This window comes from Marinomonas sp. S3726 (assembly GCF_000967665.1).
GTDB lineage: Bacteria > Pseudomonadota > Gammaproteobacteria > Pseudomonadales > Marinomonadaceae > Marinomonas.
In genome coordinates this window covers 1-21,092 of sequence record NZ_JXYC01000011.1, presented here as the reverse complement: position 1 = coordinate 21,092, position 21,092 = coordinate 1, and the positions used below count along the sequence as shown (strand labels likewise).

The window sequence follows — 21,092 nt, the reverse complement described above, 5'->3', positions numbered from 1 at the left end:
TTAGTGCAATAAAAATCCGCTTTAAACTGCTCGTTTAATCACTCACATCAGAGGTTTCTGGCAAGAGTTGATCCGCCTGAAAACCTAGGGTGATCAGTGATAACTTATTAAATTGATTAATGAATGACGTGAGTTTTAAGCGGCGCTAAGCTCAGCACCTGTGTCTTTAGCAATAACAAGAGCGTCTACAGCAATGCTGCCCTTGTCATTGACTATGATGGGGTTAACGTCGATTTCGTTAATCACATCAGCCAAATCAGCCGCTAAATGAGAGAAGTTAGCCAGTTGCTGGGCAAGTTGATTAAGGTCTGCTGCTTTCGCGCCTCGAACACCAGCTAACAAAGGACGAGTTCTTAAGCTGTCTATCATTGTCATGGCTTCTACTTCATCAAATGGTGCTAAAGAGAAAACCCTATCTTTCAAGACTTCGATATAAATGCCGCCACTACCGACCATTACCATAGGGCCAAACTGTGGGTCGTTTACCATACCAAAGGCAAGCTCTGTACCTTGACCCACCATAGGTTCAATCGTCACTCGGTAACCCAAACGATTCGCAAGATCATCATAGGCTTCACTCACTTCAGTCACAGAATTCAGGTTAAGCTTTACCCCACCTACATCTGACTTATGGTGAATATGTGGCTCGGCGGTTTTAAGCACCACAGGGAAAGTCATCTTTTCAACGGCTTTTAGAGTGTCTTCTTGGGTGTGCGCTTCTTGTGGATTCGCAATACCAATACCGTAATCCGCTAATAGGTTTAAGCTGTCGGTCTCACTCATAGGTAAGCCATTTGCTAATCGGGTATGCCATTTATCTTTGCGAGCTGGGTTGCTGATGTTCTCGACAGTGGCATGTGTTTTGGCTTGTTGGTCACGATTCGCGAATAGGTTTGCAATCGCCTTAACCGCATTCTCGACACCATTTACTAATGGAATATCATGATCCATCAGGTCTTCAGCAATGCCAGCATTTAGCGCTAATGAGAAGGTATTCAATACAATGAAGGGTTTGTTTGAATACTGTTTTACTTCTTTTGCGATTTCGATAAATTCTGGCATATAGATGAATTCATCACGGGCTTCAAATTCAAAAACACCCACAGCCACATTTGGATCTTCCATAATGTAACGCACACTATCACGGAAAACTTCCGCATAATCTGGTGTGAAAGGCCCTGCTGCATCCAATGGATTAACCGCCTCTAAACCTAGAGGCAACCTTTGTTTGAGCTTATTCATGGTATCGTCAGTCAAGTTGGCAAAGGTCAAATTATGCTCTTCTGCTGTATCAACAAATAACTCACGCAAACCGCCTGAATCCCCAATATAGCCAAGATCACCAACCCCTAAATTGCCTCCTTGAGAAAGAATCTGAGCACAGGTCATAAGGTCATCAAGTGAGTCCGTGGCTATGACACCGTATTTCTTAAACAAGGCATCATAGGCGGTATTATTGCCAGCAATGGCACCTGAGTGAGTCGCCGCTAGTTGCGCACTAACTTCAGTACGGCCAACTTTCGTTACCACAACAGGAATGCCTTTACGTTTGGCTTTCTCTAATACTTTGACGAAGTTTTCAGGGTTACGAATGGCTTCCATAAAGATGGCAAGAACACGGGTACTTTCTTGCTCTAGGGCGAAGTCCATATATTCATCAAGAGAGGTCGCAATTTCTTGCCCTGCAGATACCACAAGGTTAAAGCGGAAACGCCTATCGTTTGATGTTGGTAAAACAAAAATAGAACCCGAATGTGCAATCAAAGATATGTGGCCCGCTTTTCGCTCACCTGGTGATTGAAAGCTAATATAGGCTTCGTTATCAAAATTGTAATACCCCATGCAGTTACCACCGCAAATCGGCATATTGGCTTGTTTAGCTTTATAAGAAAGTCGTTCCAATAGGGTTGGGCTGGCTTCTTCTTCAAGTTTGCAATAATCGAAGATTGTCACCCCGCCGATATTCAAACTGATGGCTTCATCAAAAAGCGGTTCCATTCTATGACTCGCCACACTTAACACAGCCATATCAATCGCTACTGGGATATCAGATAAGCTTGCGAAACATTTGTGCCCTTCTATCTCATCGTATCTTGGGTTAACAAGAAAAACCTGCCCTTTATAACCGCCACTTAGCAGTACCTTTAACATGTCATGGCCTACCGTACCTTCCCTTGGAGAAACACCAACAAGGGCAATGGTTTGAGGCTTTAGTAGTCGATCTAGGTAATGTGTATTTGAAAGTGTCATAAGTTAGCGTCCTTTATATTCAGGTGGGCGTTTTTCTGAGAAAGCACGGGAGCCTTCGAGGTAGTCTTCTGAGTGCAGCATTTTTTCGAAAAGAGGCAGATCACTTTCCTTTTTCCATGCTTTTCGTGTCTGCACAAAGGTTTCTTCAACAGAAAGAGATACAGATAAGGCCATAATTTCTTTCATGGCTTGTAACGGTAGTGGTGCGGCTTCGGCGATTTGTGCCGCCATTTCATGCGCTTTTGCAAGCACTTGATCCGCCTCTAACACTTGGGAAACTAGACCATGATGTTTCGCTTCTTCCATGCCCAGTTTGCGGCCTGTTAGAATTAATTCAGAAGCAAGGTTGTAAGGTAGGCGCTTAGGTAATTGCTGAATACCACCGCCATCAGGTAAGAAGCCTAATTTGGCCTCTGGCAACCAAAACTCAACCTCTTTTGCGGCGATAATGACATCAGCACTCAGTAGCATTTCAAAGCCACCGCCTATAGCACTGCCTGTGACTGCCGCGATGACAGGCTTCTTTAGCCCCCAGAATTCACTCATACCACCTAATCCACCTGGGCCTAAATCGTAATCTGCCGATTCCATTAACTCATCGCCTTTATCGGCGAATTCCTTTAAGTCCCAACCGGCACTGAAGTAGCGACAATCGGCATTGGTGATAATGCCGACATATAAATCATCATCTTCTTGTAGGCGTTTAAATGCCTGATAAAGGTCTGTGCTTGTAGCAAGATTGATGGCATTTACCGGAGGGCGGTTGAGGGTTATTTCTAACACTCTTCCAATTTTTTGACAGCTCACTGATTGGGACATAGTGATTTCCTAAGCTGGTTAACTTTACGCATTTGCTCAAGATGATTTGAGTATGCTTCTTTTTATGCCCCGATTCTGCGCTCATGCTTGAGCCAGTGTAAATTGATTAAAATATGAAAAAAGGTTAAAAAAACTAACCATTAAAAAGAAATATAAAGATATCTAAAACACCTCTTTTCAGAAAATAAAGGCGCTAAAACAAGGGTTAAAGAAGAGCAAAGAGTGAGATAAAAGACAGGTAAAAAGGTATGGAAGTGATGATAAATAAGAGGCTAAATTCTGATTTTAGCCTCTTAATTTTTTATTTTTTGACAATGAAACTTGAGTCTTCACGTATTTTTTGAGCTAACCAATCGTTAAAAAGCTGTATTTCAGGCTTAGGGTTTTGCTGCTTAGGATGCACGCTATACCAGCTCCCAACCTCCATAACAGAGAAATCAAAAGGCCTAATAATTCGTCCTGTTTCTAAATCTCGCTTGGCAAAAGACTCCCTCGCCATGACCACAGACTTACCTTCATAAATCATTTCTAAGGCTTGCAAATAGTTATCAACCACAGGCCCTGAGTCGATAATATGAGGATCAACACCCGCTTTATCTAACCAGGTTGGCCAATCATCTGGTGCTAGCTCAACGGTAATTAAATCTAACTTAGCAAGGTCTTCTGGTTTTTTTAATTTTCCTTCGGCGACGAGTTTAGGAGAACAAACAGGGAAGATCTCCATATCAAACAAATAGGTGTAATCTAGATGGGACCATGATTTATCACCCATTATGATGCCTACATCGACATCATCTTTATCAAAGTCCACATCCACAAATGAGATGGATATCCGCACTCTGATATCAGGATACTTCGCTTGGAAGTCATTGAGCTTAGGGATAAGCCACACAGTGCCAAAAGTGACATAGGTCTGAATGGTGAGGGTTTTTGTCTTGTTAGCGGACTTAAGACTGGCAACAGCCTCTGCAATATTATCAAAGCTATCGTTAATCACTGGGTATAAAAACTCACCCTGTTTAGTCAGGCTAATAGTGCGTCCATTTCGTTGGAATAAGAAGACATCCAACTCCTGCTCTAGTTGCTTAATTTGATGGCTGACAGCAGAGTGTGTCACACAAAGTTCATCCGCTGCTTTACGAAAGCTTTTGTTTCGAGCCACGGACTCGAAAACACGTAGGGATTTAAGTGAAGGTAATTTTCTATTCATACTTAATTCACATGCCTAAAAAGATTTTAAATTAAGCTAAAACTAGACGAATTAAAGAAAAAAATAAACTGGTTAGTTTTTTAGACCATTCAGAAAATTATTTTCAATTTACTCCCACCCTGAAGATGACCACACTCAGCAAAAATAATTAGAAAATAATTTTTATCTATTGGAGGTATAAATGCAGATCATAGAGGTTGGCGTCATAGGTGCAGGACAAATGGGTAATGGCATTGCCCAAGTGATTGCTCAAGCTGGCTACAAGGTTAAACTATGTGACTTAAATGCAGCAGCATTAGAAACCGCCCTTTTCACTATCAACAAGAACCTAGATTTTCTGGTGAATAAAGAGAAAATATCTCAAGATCAAAAAGACGAAACCCTAACACGTATCGAGTGTCATCAAGATTTATCAGCCCTTGCAAATTCAGATCTAGTAATAGAAGCCATTATTGAGAATGAAAAGATCAAATCTGATTTATTAAAACAACTTGATGGAATCTGTAAAGATACCTGTATTCTTGCCTCAAATACCTCTTCAATCTCCATTAGCAAGTTAGCCAGTGCGACCCATAGGCCAGAGCGTGTTATTGGTTTGCACTTTATGAACCCTGTACCTCAGATGAAACTCGTTGAGGTGATTCCAGCATTGCAAACTCAGCCTGATATTTTCAATCTTTGTTTTGCCCTAATGGAAAAGTTAGAGAAAACCCCAGTAAGAGTTGAAGATATTCCAGGTTTCGCTGCTAACCGTATTTTGATCCCCATGATAAATGAAGCCATCTTTTGTCTTTATGAAGGGGTCGCCAGCGCCAATGAAATAGACACCATTAGCCAGCTTGGCATGAGCCATAAAATGGGCCCTTTAGCACTGGCTGACCTTATCGGTTTAGACACTTGTTTGAGCATTATGGAAGTCTTGTACGACGGCTTTAAAGACAGCAAATATCGCCCTTGTCCACTGCTTGTGAAGATGGTGAATGCAGGTCAACTTGGCCGTAAATCAGGCCAAGGTTTTTACTCTTACCTAGATAAAAAAGTGCAGGCCTAACCTATGCAAACACCTCTAGCTAATAAAGAGTTTGATCACACTAACACTATAAATGCCTTGGCTGACACGTTTGAAAATATTCGCCTAGCATGCCTTGAAACTGGCGTTTATCAGATCTGTATTAATAGACCTAAGGTTTTAAATGCACTCAACCTGCAATGTCTTGAAGAATTAAATGCTTGCTTAGATCTAATAGAAAGAAACTCTGATGTACGTGTACTTCTTGTCACTGGAGCGGGTGAAAAAGCCTTTGTTGCCGGGGCAGATATTGCTTATATGAAGCAATTAAGCGCCCAGGAAGCAGAAGATTTTTCTGCCTATGGTAATCAAACCTTTAGTCGTTTTAGTCAACTTAAAGTACCTGTTATTGCCTTGGTAAAGGGTTATGCCTTAGGAGGTGGTTGTGAACTCGCCCTCAGCTGCGACTTCATTTTAGCGTCAGACAAAGCCTGTTTCGCTCAGCCTGAAGTTAACCTTGCTATCTTGCCTGGTTTTGGTGGCAGCCAGAGACTAACCAGAAGGCTTGGTCTAAGCCTCGCCTTAGAACTGGTAATGACAGGTCGCAACATCAAGAGTGATGAGGCATTAAAACTAGGCCTTGTGAACCATGTTTATCCTGCTGATAGCTTAAACGAGGCAGGACTTGAACTCGCTAAAGGTTTAACTCATAAAAGCCCTTATGCTTTGGCAGCAATAAAGCAACTTATGCATCAAGGGGAAAACATCCCCCTTGATCAGGCACTGAAATTAGAGAGTCAGTCCTTCGCTCTTACCTTTGCAGGTAATGACAGAGAGGTGGCTATGCAAGCCTTTCTTGATAAAAGCCAAGCTAGCTTTCGTTCCCTCCAGAAAACGAGCTAATTAGCTTTCAAAATCCTGTAAAAGAGAGTGACTTTGGAGTATCAAGCCCAGCTTGATACTCATTTTTTTGCCTTGCTTTGATTCAAGTACAAGCACTAATCTAATAACGTTTCCTACCTTATTAAAGCTAGCTATCAAGCTAATAGAAAAACTTAATCAAAAATTTGGCCCTCACCTCTTTACCTCAAGTTAACTTGAGCTTTTATGCTTGGCACACTTTTATCAATTCGAGGGACGCCCTATGCCATTCAAGTATGTTAGCTTTTTATCAGGACGATTTTTTGATGGTATTTCTTCTGGCATGTTTATGCTGGCTTTACCTTGGATCATGCTAGAAGAAACACAAAGTGGCAGTATAGTGGCGCTGAGCACCTTAGCCTGTACCTTAGCCTCGTTTAGCTTAAGCCCTCTCTTATCCACTTTAATCGATAGACACTCTCGCAAGGCCATTCTATTTATCACGCAAGTTATTCAGGCTCTGACCGCATTTATTGTTTTGGCTGCTTTCTTTTATCAAGTCGGTAACCTCACCACTCTGATCTTTGCTCAGCTGGTTTTTTGGTGTTCAAGTGATTTAGCTTGGAAAACAAATAACGCCTTTGTACAAGAAAATTTTTCAGCCGATGAGTACCCAAAAATTACCAGTTACCAAGAAATTATCATGCAGATAACCACCCTTGGTGCGGGTGCTACTGGCATAGTATTACTAGCACAATGGGGTATGCAGGAGTTTGCAGCCATTGCTTTTATCGCTTCTTTTATTGGCGCTATTAGCTATGGCGTTATACCCTATCAAAGAAAATTACGTCTTCAACATGAAGCTAGCTTTTTAAAGCAGGTCATTGAAATAAAGGAGATTTTTTTAAAACAAAAGCAACTAATGGTTTTTCTAGCCCTTTCATGTCTCTCTTATCCCGTACTCACATTTTTAGTGAAGCTGGTTCCTATTTATTTTTACGAGCAAGGTTATAGCGCCAATTGGTTTGCCGCATGGAAGCTAAGCTTTGGTATAGGAGCACTTATCTCAGGGCTAATTATTCGCCAACTACTCATCAAGCATTTACCTGAGAAGCTAATGATAGCCTGTGTCTCTCTCATTGCTTTAGCCCTCTTTGCCTCATCCTTATTTAGTGCAAGCTGGATTATTGTTGGCTTTGCACTTTTATTTGGCCTATTTAATTCGGTAAATCGCATTAGCCGTATGAATAAAATGCATCACGAAATCGACCTAAACGAGAGAGGCCGCATTGAAGGTGGATTGCATATGTTTAGTACCTTTATTCAAAGTATGAGTTATATGCTGATTGCCCTTCTCAGCCATTATGATGCCACCCAACTTGGCTTTAGTATCATGAGTCTAGTCATGCTACTCGCCGCTGTTTTTATGCTAAATCTTTATCAAGGAACACAAAAATTAATCGATGTGAGCGAAAAGCTTTAAGCAAAACTAATTATTGAAAACGCCTCACTTTTTGAAATTAGGGATTATACTTTTCTATGCGATCAAAAAACGACCCGTTAATTTTTAGGTCGAACGGTCTCTGAAAAAAGGATAGTCCCTTGAAAAACAGCGTCACAAAAGCACTCTTTATTTTGATTAGTTTCACTTTGATAAATATACCAAGTGCTTTTGCTTTAGAGAAAGTGACCCTACAGCTTAAATGGAAACACGCATTTCAATTTGCAGGTTATTATGCAGCCAAGGAAAAAGGCTTTTATGAAGAAAAAGGCTTAGACGTCAATATTATTCCTGCTGTACCTGGACAGGATATCATTTCACCTGTCGTAAATGGTTTCGCCCAGTTTGGAGTAAGTAGTAACTCACTTCTTCAAGCCCGCGATTCGGGCAAACCTGTGGTCATGCTGGCTATAGTTTATCAGCACTCCTCTGTCGTGCTACTCACCCTAGAAAAGGATATGACTAAAGGCATCCATAGTATTCAAGACCAAACAGCCATGCTGGAAACTAAAACAGCTGAGATCGCCGCCTTTTTAAAGCAGGCCAATATTGATATTAATAAAATGACCTTGCTTAAACACAGCTACGACCCGCAAGACTTAGTAAATGGCAAGGTAGATGTGATTTCAGGTTACAGCATTGATGAACCTTTCTTTTTGGAAAAACAAAACCTCTACTACAAAACCTTTAACCCCAGATCGCTTGGTATCGACTTTTATGGAGATAATCTATTTACCTCAGAAAAAGAAATAAGGGATCACCCTGAAAGAGTAAAAGCCTTTAGAGAGGCGAGCCTTAAGGGTTGGCAATATGCCATGGATAATAAGGAAGAGATTATTCAGACCATCTTAAGAGATTACCCCACCAGCTATACCTATGAGTTTTTAAGTTATCAAGCTGAAACAATGGAAGACCTTGTGCAGCCAACCTTGGTTGAGATGGGCTATTTTAGTCACGACAGATGGCAGCACATTGTTAACATTTATCAGAATTTAGGCATGCTAAGTAAAGGCTTTGATCTAGATAAATTTTTATACGATCCAGCTCCCAGTGTTGGGCTCGCCTTCTTCTATCAGGCACTTGCTATAGCGGCAGGTATACTTGTCTTGATAGCGGCTGGCCTGATTTATGTACTCAGTATTAACCGTCGCCTCGATCATGCGTTACTAGAGAGCCAAGAAGCGAAGGAAATCATCTGGAAACAAGCTTATTTAGACCCTTTAACCAACCTTTCGAACCGTCGTAACTTTAAAGGCAGGATACAAAAGGCCTTGGAGAAAGCAGAAGCTAAACACACAAGAGTCGCTCTCTTATATTTAGATCTGGATGACTTTAAAGCCATAAATGATTTTCATGGCCATGATGTAGGAGATAATCTACTGATTGAGGTGGCCAATAGGCTCTCTCAAGTGATTAGTAAAAAGCGTAATATTTACCGTTTAGGCGGGGATGAATTTACCATCATTATTGATCAATTTGAGGATAAAGCCTATTTGGAGTCGCTTTCTCAAACTATTTTAGACAAGCTTAGCGCGCCCTATTGTTTTGATAAAGACAAGCTCTATATCTCGGCCAGTATAGGAATAAGCCTTTATCCAAAACACGCAAAAAACAGTGACTCTCTTTTAAGGTACGCTGATGAAGCCATGTTTTCTGCCAAGGACCATGGGCGTAATCAATACCAGTTTTTCACTCAAAAATTACACCAAGATATTCTTTACCGCATGCAGGTAATCAGTGATTTGAGGTCCTCTTTAGAAGAGCAACAATTCGAACTTCACTACCAACCCATCGTGGTACTTAATACTGGAGAAATTAAAAAAGCTGAAGCTTTGATTCGCTGGAACCATCCCGTGCATGGGCTCACTATGCCTTTAGAGTTCATCAAGATCGCAGAGGAAACCAGCCATATTATCGACATTGGTGACTGGGTATTTAAAACAGCCAGTAAGCAATTAAAGCAATGGCGTAGTGAGATAAACCCAGACCTGATCATGAGTGTGAATACTTCTCCTGCTCAGTATCAATATAAAACCAGCACGATGGATTCTTGGTTTGACCATCTTCAATCACTCGAGCTAGACCCTCATGCCATCATCATAGAAATTACTGAAAGCATGATAATGAAAGAAAATAGTCATATCGAAGAGAAGCTAATGCAGTTTGGTCATCATGGAATTCAGGTGGCTTTGGATGATTTTGGTACGGGCTACTCATCTTTATCCCACCTCAATAAGTTTGATATTGATTTTATTAAGATAGATCAAACCTTCATCAGCCATCTAAGTATGCACTCGCAACAACTGGAGCTGTGTGAAGCGATTATCATCATGGCCCATAAACTTGGCTTATCTGTGATTGCAGAAGGCATAGAAACGGAAGAGCAAAGACGCTTATTAATGAAAATTGGTTGTGATTATGGCCAAGGTTATTTGTTCGCCACTCCTATGCCAAAAGATGATTTTGAAGATTTGTTAAGATCAAGTAGCTCCTCTCAAGCTCAGTTTCGCATTATGTCGTCCAAAGATAAGAACAAACAATGAATTTGCTTTAACCTCTTTTAGTAAAATAACTTTAACCTCTTTTAGTAAAATAAAGTGAGAGCAAATGATTGTAGAACAGTCAGTTACCTTAAACCCTAAAATAAAAACGAAAACATTCGCCCTAAGCCCTACTTATGGACTATTTTGTTAATCATATGAACTGGCTAACATAAGCTTGTCTGCTTACTTTTTGAACAACACTGGATAAGGTAAAAACAATAACCACTGCCTTACTCTTTAATCTATCAATAGGAGAAATCATTTGGATATTAATAATAAAGTGATTGTTATTACTGGTGCTGCCCGAGGTTTGGGCTTGGCTATGGCTGAATACCTAGCTGATAAAGGCGCCAAGATTGCCCTTGTCGATATGGATTTCGAATCAGTAAATCATGCCTCTTCCACCATTACAGATTCAAAAGGATATGTCTGTAATGTGGCGAATGAATCAGAAGTAGAACAGGTTTTTGAGCAAATAAAAAATGACTTTTCACGCATTGATGGTCTGGTCAATAATGCGGGGATTCTCAAGGATGGATTGTTAATCAAATACAAAGACGGCGAAATGAATAAGATGTCACTTGATCAATTCCAGTCTGTGATAGATGTGAACTTAAGTGGTGTCTTTTTATGTGGACGAGAAGCCGCCTCTCATATGGTCAAATCAGGACAAGGCGGCGTTATCGTTAATATTTCTAGTATTAGTCGCGCGGGTAACTTTGGGCAAACCAATTACAGTGCGGCCAAAGCAGGTGTTGTTGCTATGACAACCGCCTGGGCACAAGAGTTAGCCAAGTTTGATATTCGCACTGGCGCTATTGCACCTGGCTTTATCGAAACAGAAATGACAGCGCAAATGCCACAAAAAGCCTATGATATGGCCGCGCAAATGTCTCCGCTTAAGCGTATGGGTACGCCGCAAGAGATTGCTCAAGCTGTATCCTTTATTTTTGAAAACGACTTTATCAGTGGCCGAGTTATTGAAGTGGATGGCGGTACTCGTATCTAATCTCATACCAAAGTTGTTATCAGAGTTAATTTAAAAGCGAATAAAGACAAAGGCCGTTACTCATATAAGTAACGGCCTTTTTTATCTCTCGACTTAGCTAAACCGAATCAGCTTTAACGATAAACCGTGGCTGGAAACCAGTTAACTAAAGCTGGGAACAAGAGAATGATAGCCAGACCTATCAACTGCAACACAATAAAAGGAAAGACCCCTTTATAGATGGTTGAAAGTTTAATATCGGCTGGGCAAACCCCTTTCAAATAAAATAAAGCAAACCCAACAGGTGGTGTTAAAAAGGAGGTCTGTAAGGTCACAGCCACCAGCATAACAAACCAAACAAGTTCTGGATTATCCAATACACCATAACCCTCAATGGCAATATCTAACGCACTGATCACTGGCGCAATCAAAGGTAGTACGATCAGGGTAATTTCGATCCAATCAAGAATGAAACCAAGTAGAAATATGATTGCCAAAATAAATAGGACGATGCCGTAAGGACCAAAAGGTAAAGAAGTTAGAAAGGACTCAATAAATTCATCCCCACCAAGCTCTCTTAATACCAAGGCAAATAAGGATGCCCCAATGAAAATAGCAAAAATATAACCACTGACATTAAAGGTGTTATGTAGACATTCTTTAAACACAGACCAAGACAAACGCTTATTAATAAAAGCCAGTAAGGTCGCTGCTGCGGCACCGACACCAGATGCTTCTGTCGGTGTGGCAAAGCCTGCAAATATGCTACCTAAGACTAGTAACACCAGCATCATGGTAGGCAAGGTTGCTTTAATCACCTTAATCCAAATGGCTAAGGTAACAGGCTCGGTCTCTTTCGGTAATGGAAATGCTTTAGGGTTAAAGTATCCACTTATCAGAATATAGCTTATGTATAGCGCTCCAAGTAAAAGACCCGGAAAAACAGCCCCCATAAATAGATCACCTACCGAAAGCCCGATTTGATCCGCCATAATCACTAACATGATACTGGGAGGTATCAAAATACCTAAAGTACCTGAACTGGCGATAGTGCCTAGAGCAACTTGATCTGAATAGCCTTGTTTGCGCATAGCAGGCAAAGAGATAACCGCCAACAATACAACCGACGCGCCGATAATACCTGTCGATGCCGCCAAGATAATGCCTATTAAGATGACGGTAATGGCAAGACCACCTCGTACTCGGCCAAATAACTCTTGAAAAGATTTCATCAAGTTTTCAGCGGCGCCCGATTTATCCAGCATATTGCCCATAAAAATAAACATGGGTAAGGCCACCAAAATCCAGTTATCCATGATTTTGAAAATCCGGTTTACGACTAGGCCTAAGGTTAAAAAATCAATGCCGGTAAAGGTGTCTAGATATAGATCTGAGTAGTAACCTGCAACAGCAAATAGCACCCCCACACCACCTAGAACCCATGCAACAGGGAAACCTGTCATTAACAGAGCAATGAAGCTTGCAAACATTAATAAGATTAAAATTTCATTAACTGGCATCTGCTTACTCCCCTCTTATTAATAAAATGAGTTCACGATAAAAGCGGTTAACAACAGCGATAACCAGTAAACCAATACTCAGGGGAATAACGGCTTTTATGACCCAACGGTAAGGTAAACCTGCCGGTGCGGCTGAACTTTCCATAGTTCGATAAGAGTCGTAAACAAAATCTAAACTGTGATAAAAAATGAGACTTAAGAAGGGAAGCAAGAGGATTAAGATACCAGTCATCTCAATCAAGTGGCGCGTTCTCGCACCAAAGTTATTATAAAAAAGGTCAACACGAACATGAGAGTCTTTTGCTTGGGCATATGACATACCAAACATAACCCCAGTACCATATAGATACCATTGCAACTCTTCTAAAGAAATCAGACCAGCATGAAAGCCTTTTCTAAGAACGACTTGAAGGATAATGGTTAGGATTAAAACCGCGTAACAAGTTGAGATCCACTTGCCTAACGTTAATATCCAATTATCAATATGATCAGCAACAACAAGGGCTTTAACATTTTGATTCATTAAAAACGCTCCTTATGCAGATAAAAAAAAGCCACTTTAACTTCTATGCGACCAGCATAAAGAAGGAGAAAGTGGCGCAAATGGAGAGGTTACTTAATCACAGGCTCCCTAATTTCTAGGGATAAATGCCCTTTGTGCCCATACCGCATAGTTCTCGCGGAATTGAGAAAGGTCTTTGTAGACAGTATCAAAGGTGGCATCTTGAGATTGCTCGACAACCACTTCATCCCAAGCCTGATTAAAGCTCTTTAACATGTCATCAGACCAAGTGTGTATTTCGACACCACGCTCATTTTGGTTTTTGATCATGGCTTCAAACTGAATAAATTCAGACTCAGCAATAGAGTTAGTGATGGAGGCTTTACAAGTAGCTGACACCTGAGCTTGCTGACTTTCAGTCATCTTATTCCAAGTTTTATTATTGATGAGTAGCTCAAATAAAGTGGCTTGTTGATGCCAACCTGGGAAGTAGTTATGTTTTGCAATTTTATAGAAACCAAGGAGTTGGTCGATGGCAGGTTGAGAAAACTCAGTGGCATCAATGGCGCCTTTTTCTAAAGCACCAAAGATTTCACCGCCGGCAATTAACGAGGTAGATACACCCAGTTTTTGCATCACTTCACCACCCAATCCAAAGAAGCGCATATTCAGCCCTTGAAGATCAGATACATCATTAATTTCTTCTTTAAACCAGCCAGAGGTTTCTGGTGAAATAAGGGCACAAGGCTCAACATGGACGTTGTAACCTGCGTCATCATACATTTTTTGATAAAGATTTAGACCGTTTCCATAGTAGAGCCAAGCCATAAATTCTGGCGCTTCTGGCCCAAATGGAATCGCAGAGAAGAGACTCGCTGCTGGCATTTTACCAGCCCAATAACCAGCGGTTGCATAACCTGAATTGATTTTGCCACTAGAGACTGCATCTAAAATTTCCAGTGGCGCAACAAGTTTACCAGGCTCATAAATTTTCATTCGTACACTGCCAGCTGAGATGAGAGGCAATTGCTCTTCTACCCATTTAATCGGTGTCCCTAGTGCTGGTAAGTGTGACCCAAACGCTATCGGCGTTTTCAATAAAACAGGTCTCACCTTATCGGCTGCATATACACTTGCTGAGGTGGCGGCTAAGGTAAATCCTGTGGCAAGCGCCATGGTACGAATATACTTCTTCATAGTATTTAGCTCCGGTATTTTTATTCTTGTTTTATGCCTCAAGCACAAGTTAATCATGTGCTAACTAGGCTATTTTGTACCCAGCCACTATGATTCCAACGCTAAAAGAAAACTATCCATCATTAGTAGGAGAAAAGGTGGCGGTGCTTATCATTCATCGCTCCACCTAAAGTAGGATATTGAGGAAAGAGAGAAACAGGTTAACTTGTTGGCAAGATCACAAACAATAAATATAAGAGAGTGAATAGATTATGCCTGACCATCAAAGCGCTATGATGCCCACCCCATTACTCACCAGCGATATCATTGAGAATGCTATTTTGCGCTATCCCGAGCAAAGGATAGTGAGTCTGATGCCAGATGGTCATAAGCACGAATATTCTTATATTGAAGCCCATGCTCGTATTAAAAAACTTGCTAATGCCCTGAGCAAACTTGGTTTTAATAAGGGTGATAGAATAGGCACTTTAGCCAATAACCATTATCGACATTTTGAACTTTATTACGCTATTGGTGGCTCTGGCGCTGTGATCCACACACTTAATCCTAGACTCTTTGAAGAGCAGCTTGAGTACATAATTAAGCATGCAGAAGATGAGTATATCTTTGTCGATCCTTGCTTTATTCCTCTTTTAGAAAATATTCAATCTCGTATTCCCAAGGTCAAAGCCTTTATTATTAATTGCTTTGAATCAGACATGCCAAGCACTCAGCTAGCACCAGTTTACTGCTATGAAGCCTTATTAGATAAAGAAACGAGTGACTTTGATTGGCCTAAGCTCAAGGGCACTGATAACTGTGGTTTATGCTATACCTCAGGAACAACAGGTAATCCTAAAGGTGTCATTTACGACCATCAATCCAGTATTTTGCATGCCATGATGAGCGGCTCTAGCCAATTTCTAAGCTTTAATGAGTGGGACATTATTATGCCAGCTGTGCCCATGTATCATGTGGTGGCATGGGGCATACCCTACTCTGCACCTCTCTTTGGCAGCAAGTTAGTTTTTTGTGGCGATAAATTAGATGGTGAGTCCCTTTATCATTTAATAGATTCAGAACAGGTTAACAAAGGTTTCGGCGTTCCCACTATCTGGCTGGGGTTACATAACTATTTAGATAGCCTTAAGCAGGATACTGACCTTGAGCCCATCAGTCCTATACCTAGTTTAAAAATGGTGGGAGTAGGTGGTGCGGCCTCACCAACAAATTTAGTAAAAGCCTATGCCGAGAAATATGATGTTTATTGGATGGGGTTATGGGGCATGACAGAAACTAGCCCTTTGATGAGTGCTTCAGTTAACTCCCCCAGTATTCAAAAACTAGACCCTGAGAGCCGTTACCACTTACAATCTTCCGCTGGCAAAGCCATGTTTGGTACGCAAATTGAAATTTTCGACCAAGATAATCAAACTCTCGCTCACGATGGAATACAGCAAGGTATTTTAAAAGTAAAAGGACCTTGGGTACTAAAAGAGTACTTTAAGGGTGAGGGCCAAGAGAACTTTGAAGATGGCTGGTTTAATACAGGCGATATTGCAGTTATCAATCCTGAAGGTTATTTACGCATAGTCGATAGAGCGAAAGATGTCATAAAGTCTGGTGGAGAATGGATAAGCTCAGTTCAACTGGAAGATGCCGCATTAGAGTACGCAAGTATTAATGAAGCGTGTGTAATAGGCGTGACTCATCCTAAATGGGACGAAAGGCCAATCCTCTTGGTAACAATAAAACCAGGCAAGGTATTTGAGCAAGAAGCCTTGATTGCCACATTAAAACAAAAGGTGGCTAAATGGTGGTTACCCGATGCCATTTTGCAGCTTGAGTCATTACCCCACACAGGGACAGGTAAGTTAAAGAAAATAGACTTACGTAATGAATATAAAGACTATTTAATCGACAAAATACAATAACAATAGAGAGGTAAAATACATTGCCTCTAGCACAAAAGTTTGAACATGAGGTTCAAGGAAAGCGAGTTAACAAACAAGTTAATTTGCTTTCAGCTTTTCTGCCAAATGCTAATAAAGCTGAAAGGAAGCAGTTATGTGTTTAATGAAAACGGCCTTAGGGACGTTTCTATCTGTTCATCAAAAAACTCGTCAAAAGGCGAGCAGACATTTCATTGTTAGCAGGTTTGATTCATGATCAATGCTTGGTGGATTTCTATTTGTTCAATTCTCTACATAGGTTTGCTATTTTTAATTGCGCTTAAGGGCGACAAAAACCAATCAAACCGCTTACAACCTTATGTTTATAGCCTGACTTTAGCCATATTTTGTACCTCTTGGGCCTTTTATGGCACTGTGCAGCAATCTATCAACCATGGCTGGTTAATGGCACCGACTTACTTTGGCGCCATTATTCTTATGCTGCTAGGCTGGCGCCTAATGGCTCGCATTATCTTAATTGCCAAAAAAGAAAACACTCACACAATAGCCGACTTTATCGCCACCCGTTATGGCCACTCTCGTACCATTGCTGTCATGGTTTCCGTTTTTAGTTTAATTGGCATAGTGCCTTATATTGCACTGCAACTTAAGGGGGTGTCTGAATCCTTCCAATTGATATCAGGCTCTAGCCATAAGGCGCTTCATTGGTATACAGACCCAACCATATGCATTGCACTCTTAATGGCGATCTTTAGTATTTTGTTCGGTACCCGAAACCTAGATGCGAGTGAACACCATAAAGGTCTTATGCTAGCGGTTAGCTTTGAATCTTTAGTTAAGCTTTTTGCTTTCATGTGTATTGGAATTTACGCCATCTTTTTTATCCGTGATGGGATATTTGATGTTTATTATGCTGCCATGTCTGATGAGCAACTCAATGCTAATCTCACTCAATATCATCAACCTATGACATACTTGGTACATGCTCTGATTGGCGCAATTGCTATCTTTGCTTTACCTCGTCAATTCCACGCTGCAGTTGTTGAATATACAGGCCCAAAAGACTTAACAACCGCCCGCTGGCTATTCCCCTTTTATCTATTTTTAACCAACCTATTTATCTTACCCATTGGCCTAGTCGGCTTTTTAAACTTTGATACCACAGGTTTTCAACAGCAATACCTGACACTCTGGATTCCTATGGCAAGTGATGCCAAAGGCCTAGCCTTACTTGCTTATATTGGTGGTTTATCCGCTGGTACCAGTATGGTGATCGTCGCTTCTATCGCCTTATCTACCATGCTTTCTAACGAAATTTTATTACCTTTAATTATTCGTTCAAAAGTCATTGCCTTAGAACAAATTCAGGACCTTGGACAGTTTGTTATTCGACTAAGACGCTTCTCTATTGGTGCAGTGCTCTTATTCGCATTTTTCTATTATCGACTACTGACTGAGTTCAATGTTTTATCCGAAATAGGCCTCCTCTCATTTGTTGCGGTAGCTCAATTTGCACCACCACTTTTGCTTGGTTTGATTTGGCGAGGAGGTAATAAACAAGGTGCTATTTTAGGTATGCTAGCTGGCTTCAGTATTTGGTTCTATTGCCTTGTCATCCCTCTGTTAGTACAAGCTTATTGGCTAGATAAAACTTGGATGCATGGGCCATTTGAACTCAGTTTTTTACAGCCACATGCTTTACTGGGTATTGCAGGCCTAGATCCTATCGTACACGGCACCATATGGAGTTTATTTCTTAATTCTTTGGTTTATGTCATCTCTTCTCTTTATTACAAAGAAAGCTTTGCTGATATTAGCCAAGCGAGAAAGTTTGTACATGAAGCAAGTTTAGACAACCTAATACAAGACAAAAGCAAGAAGATAGCCCCATCAGAACAAGGTAAAGAGGTGTCTTTAGGAGATGTAAAATCTCTATTGTTAAGGTTCATTAATAAAGACAAAATCAATACATTACTCGAAAGCCATACAAACCCTATTACTGGCCGCCTTATTGATTCTTCTCCCGCGACTTCCGACGTTCTCATTGCATCGGAACGCTTATTAAGCTCTGTATTGGGTGCTCCCGCTGCCACCTTATTAATTGAACGTTTGCAACAAGGCCAAGCAGATAGCTACCAAAGCTTTAACGTCATGCTAGATGAAGCTTATGAAGTACTTCATCATAATCGTTCTGTACTAAGTTCTGCGTTACAAAGTATTAGCCAAGGAGTGTGTATTCTCGACAAAGAGCATATGGTGATTGCTTGGAATGATAAATTCAAAAAGCTCTATCAATTTCCAGATACTTGTCTGTACATGGGTGCAGCGGCGCAGCAAATCATTAGCCATATTGCAAAACAAGGGGGATATGGCTGTGGTGTAGTGGATGCCTTAGTAACTGAGAAATTAGCGTTATATAAGCAAGCTAAACATCATATTTCTGTTCATGAAAACCAAGAGAATCGATTTATTGAAATAGAAACAAACCCTATGCCAGCTGGACAAATCATTACCACTTATACCGATGTCACTTACCAAAGACACCATGAGACAATGTTAAGACAAAGTAATGAGAAGTTAGAGCAAAGGGTATTGGAAAGAACCAATAAACTCTCTCAGTTAAACCAAGAGTTAAAGCGTGCGAATAACAGCAAAACCCACTTTTTAGCGGCTGCGGGCCATGACCTAGTACAACCTCTTAATTCGGCCAGCTTATTTGCCTCTTCTCTTATTCATAGGTTGTCAAAACAACAAGAAACGCAAACAAACCATGAAACGGGTGAACTCATTATCCTAGCTTCTAGTCTTGAGCGATCCCTTGATAATGCCGAGCTTTTACTCAGTGAACTGCTCGAAATATCAAAGTTAGATGCAGACATAGTAAAACCAGATATTTGTGATTTTGAACTAGAGCAAATTATGGCTCCTCTAGTATCTGAGTTTTTCTTAATTGCCAAAGAAAAAGGGTTAAAGCTGCATTGGATCACAAGTAAATTAAGTATTCATAGTGATCCCAGACTCTTACGCCGTATCTTACAAAACTTGCTGAGCAACGCGATTCGTTACACCCCAAATGGTAAAGTTTTATTAGGTATAAAACGCTACCAAGGCAATATAAGAATACAAGTTTGGGATACAGGCATAGGAATAGATGCCCTGCAATTAGACAATATTTTTGATGAGTTTCATCGTCTTGATAATAAAGACAGTTCCTTTGAGAAGGGCCTAGGGCTGGGGCTCTCAATTGTACAAAGACTGTGTCGCCTATTAAACCACCCTATCAAGGTAGAATCCGTTCCTGGAAAAGGCAGTGTCTTTTCAATTGATATCCCATTGGCGAAAAAACAGGTCATGAAGCTCAATGTCACAACCCCTAGCCTAACGTCAGAGCAAGAGACAGCAAGTTTAATTGCTTGTATCGATAATGAAGTACAAATTATGCAAGGTATGCAGTCTTTAATCAGTGATTGGGGTTATCAGGTTGTAACTGCTCAGAGCGCTGAATCGTTAATTCTTAAGCTTAATGGAAAGGTGCCAGACGTATTGATTATTGATTATCACCTTGATCACAATAAAACAGGGTTAGCCGCTTATCAGGAGCTCTCCAAACTCTGGCAAATTCGCATTCCCTGTATGGTGATTACTGCGGACTATACCCAAGAAGTAGAAGAAAGAATTGCACACGCGGGATTAATCTTGTTGAAAAAGCCAGTTAAAGCCATGGCCTTAAGATCTCAACTTAATCACCTAATCACACTCAGCCCTCATCAAGAAAAGCAGCACGAATAAGGCTGCTTATTTTAGATTTCATTATTTAACTCTAAAGGTTGGATAAAAAGCGCGGCTTGTGTGCGATTAATAATGCCAAGTTTTTTAAATATCTCTGAAATATGCGTTTTAATCGTGCTCTCTTTGACATTCAATTGATAAGCAATTTGTTTGTTTAAATCCCCTTTAGCTATCATGGTTAAAACTCTTAGCTGTTGAGGGGTTAATTGCGCTATTTTTTCACTCACAGTTTGGGCATCTGTAAGACCTGTCATATCAGGAAAATGGCTATGACCATTTAATACGGAAGAAATGATGGTTTGAATCTTTTCAAATGGCGTATTTTTAATAATATAAGCTAATGCTCCTGCCGCTTTTACTTCATTAATAATATGCAGGTCTTCATTGGCGCTAATAACCACGATAGCCAATTGAGGAAAACGTGCTCGCAATTTAATCAGGCCTAATAAGCCTTCACTGTCAGGCATTTTTAAATCTAACAAAAGGAGGTCAACGTCACTAGACGCCAGCTGCTGCTGGGTTTCAGCAAAATCACAGGTCTCAGACAAAGCTATATCCTCAGCAATGCCGTTTAAAGTGACCCTTAATGCAGAGCGAAACAAAGGATGATCATCTGCAATTAATACCTTATACATATGGATACTTCCCTAACCTAAATAATGAATAAGTATGCTGATACTAAAGAGCAAACTCCTCTAAAGCAAACTATTGAACCAATTACAAAATTAGCTAAAACTAATTTAAATGGATAAATTTAGTTTATTTCAGGCATTTTTCTAGTGTTTAAGAACCTCTTTGAAGTTAATAAGAAAAGGCGACTATATAAGGTTTAAAGACTACAAAACTACACTCAGAAACGCTGTTATCAGACTATACTTATCTTACTTAAGGAACCTGCGAGTAAGTCCTCCCGCCTCAGTGTGAGGATAAAAACCATTAGATTTATGGCGAGGAGCGCAACTTAATAGTTATTCTATTGATAAGGTTCTCAACATAAAGATAGGGCTTTTA

The 21,092-nt window shown here is 40.5% G+C and carries 14 protein-coding genes; 7 read left to right on the top strand and 7 right to left on the bottom strand.

Annotated elements, in window-relative coordinates; genetic code table 11:
* Positions 1 to 135: 135 nt before the first annotated feature.
* From TW85_RS09465 to gcvA, 3 genes are all read right to left on the bottom strand, one after another.
* The gene (locus TW85_RS09465; RefSeq protein ID WP_046016889.1) at positions 136 to 2,250 is read right to left on the bottom strand and encodes an acetate--CoA ligase family protein; all 2,115 of its coding nucleotides are present in this window, start codon (positions 2,248 to 2,250) and stop codon (positions 136 to 138) included.
* Positions 2,251 to 2,253: 3 nt separating this feature from the next.
* Positions 2,254 to 3,069, bottom strand: a complete 816-nt coding sequence (locus TW85_RS09460; RefSeq protein ID WP_046016888.1) for an enoyl-CoA hydratase-related protein — start codon at positions 3,067 to 3,069, stop codon at positions 2,254 to 2,256.
* Positions 3,070 to 3,370: 301 nt separating this feature from the next.
* On the bottom strand, positions 3,371 to 4,279 hold the full coding sequence (gcvA, locus tag TW85_RS09455) for a transcriptional regulator GcvA (protein WP_046016887.1): 909 nt from the start codon (positions 4,277 to 4,279) through the stop codon (positions 3,371 to 3,373).
* A gap of 181 nt (positions 4,280 to 4,460) precedes the next feature.
* Here gcvA and TW85_RS09450 point away from each other — a divergent pair, with 181 nt between their 5' ends.
* The 5 genes from TW85_RS09450 to TW85_RS09430 all read left to right on the top strand — a co-directional run bounded on the left by TW85_RS09450 (position 4,461) and on the right by TW85_RS09430 (position 11,202).
* Positions 4,461 to 5,330, top strand: coding sequence for a 3-hydroxybutyryl-CoA dehydrogenase (locus TW85_RS09450; protein WP_046016886.1), 870 nt, complete (start codon positions 4,461 to 4,463; stop codon positions 5,328 to 5,330).
* A gap of 3 nt (positions 5,331 to 5,333) precedes the next feature.
* Positions 5,334 to 6,191: an enoyl-CoA hydratase-related protein gene (locus TW85_RS09445; RefSeq protein WP_084616217.1), complete on the top strand. Its 858-nt coding sequence runs from the start codon at positions 5,334 to 5,336 to the stop codon at positions 6,189 to 6,191.
* Positions 6,192 to 6,432: 241 nt separating this feature from the next.
* Entirely contained in the window at positions 6,433 to 7,632 is a 1,200-nt protein-coding gene (locus TW85_RS09440; protein WP_046016885.1) for an MFS transporter, read from the top strand.
* A gap of 119 nt (positions 7,633 to 7,751) precedes the next feature.
* Positions 7,752 to 10,193 carry an EAL domain-containing protein gene (locus TW85_RS09435; protein WP_046016884.1) on the top strand — a complete coding sequence of 814 codons (2,442 nt, stop codon included), beginning with the start codon at positions 7,752 to 7,754 and terminating at the stop codon, positions 10,191 to 10,193.
* Between the two features lie 262 nt (positions 10,194 to 10,455).
* On the top strand, positions 10,456 to 11,202 hold the full coding sequence (locus tag TW85_RS09430; protein WP_046016883.1) for an SDR family oxidoreductase: 747 nt from the start codon (positions 10,456 to 10,458) through the stop codon (positions 11,200 to 11,202).
* A gap of 113 nt (positions 11,203 to 11,315) precedes the next feature.
* On the opposite strand, the gene TW85_RS09425 is transcribed toward TW85_RS09430, so the two are convergent.
* From TW85_RS09425 to TW85_RS09415, 3 genes are all read right to left on the bottom strand, one after another.
* Positions 11,316 to 12,701, bottom strand: coding sequence for a TRAP transporter large permease subunit (locus TW85_RS09425; protein ID WP_046016882.1), 1,386 nt, complete (start codon positions 12,699 to 12,701; stop codon positions 11,316 to 11,318).
* Between the two features lie 4 nt (positions 12,702 to 12,705).
* The gene (locus tag TW85_RS09420; protein ID WP_046016881.1) at positions 12,706 to 13,224 is read right to left on the bottom strand and encodes a TRAP transporter small permease subunit; all 519 of its coding nucleotides are present in this window, start codon (positions 13,222 to 13,224) and stop codon (positions 12,706 to 12,708) included.
* 108 nt (positions 13,225 to 13,332) lie between these two features.
* Positions 13,333 to 14,400: a TRAP transporter substrate-binding protein gene (locus tag TW85_RS09415; protein ID WP_046016880.1), complete on the bottom strand. Its 1,068-nt coding sequence runs from the start codon at positions 14,398 to 14,400 to the stop codon at positions 13,333 to 13,335.
* 251 nt (positions 14,401 to 14,651) lie between these two features.
* Between TW85_RS09415 and TW85_RS09410 the strand changes: the two genes are divergently transcribed.
* Together TW85_RS09410 and TW85_RS09405 are read left to right on the top strand one after the other, a co-directional pair.
* On the top strand, positions 14,652 to 16,313 hold the full coding sequence (locus TW85_RS09410; protein WP_046016879.1) for a long-chain fatty acid--CoA ligase: 1,662 nt from the start codon (positions 14,652 to 14,654) through the stop codon (positions 16,311 to 16,313).
* A gap of 231 nt (positions 16,314 to 16,544) precedes the next feature.
* Positions 16,545 to 20,081: a PAS domain-containing hybrid sensor histidine kinase/response regulator gene (locus TW85_RS09405; protein ID WP_046016878.1), complete on the top strand. Its 3,537-nt coding sequence runs from the start codon at positions 16,545 to 16,547 to the stop codon at positions 20,079 to 20,081.
* A gap of 11 nt (positions 20,082 to 20,092) precedes the next feature.
* Here TW85_RS09405 and TW85_RS09400 read toward each other — a convergent pair whose 3' ends face one another.
* Positions 20,093 to 20,716 carry a response regulator transcription factor gene (locus TW85_RS09400; RefSeq protein WP_046016877.1) on the bottom strand — a complete coding sequence of 208 codons (624 nt, stop codon included), beginning with the start codon at positions 20,714 to 20,716 and terminating at the stop codon, positions 20,093 to 20,095.
* Between the last annotated feature and the right edge of the window lie 376 nt (positions 20,717 to 21,092).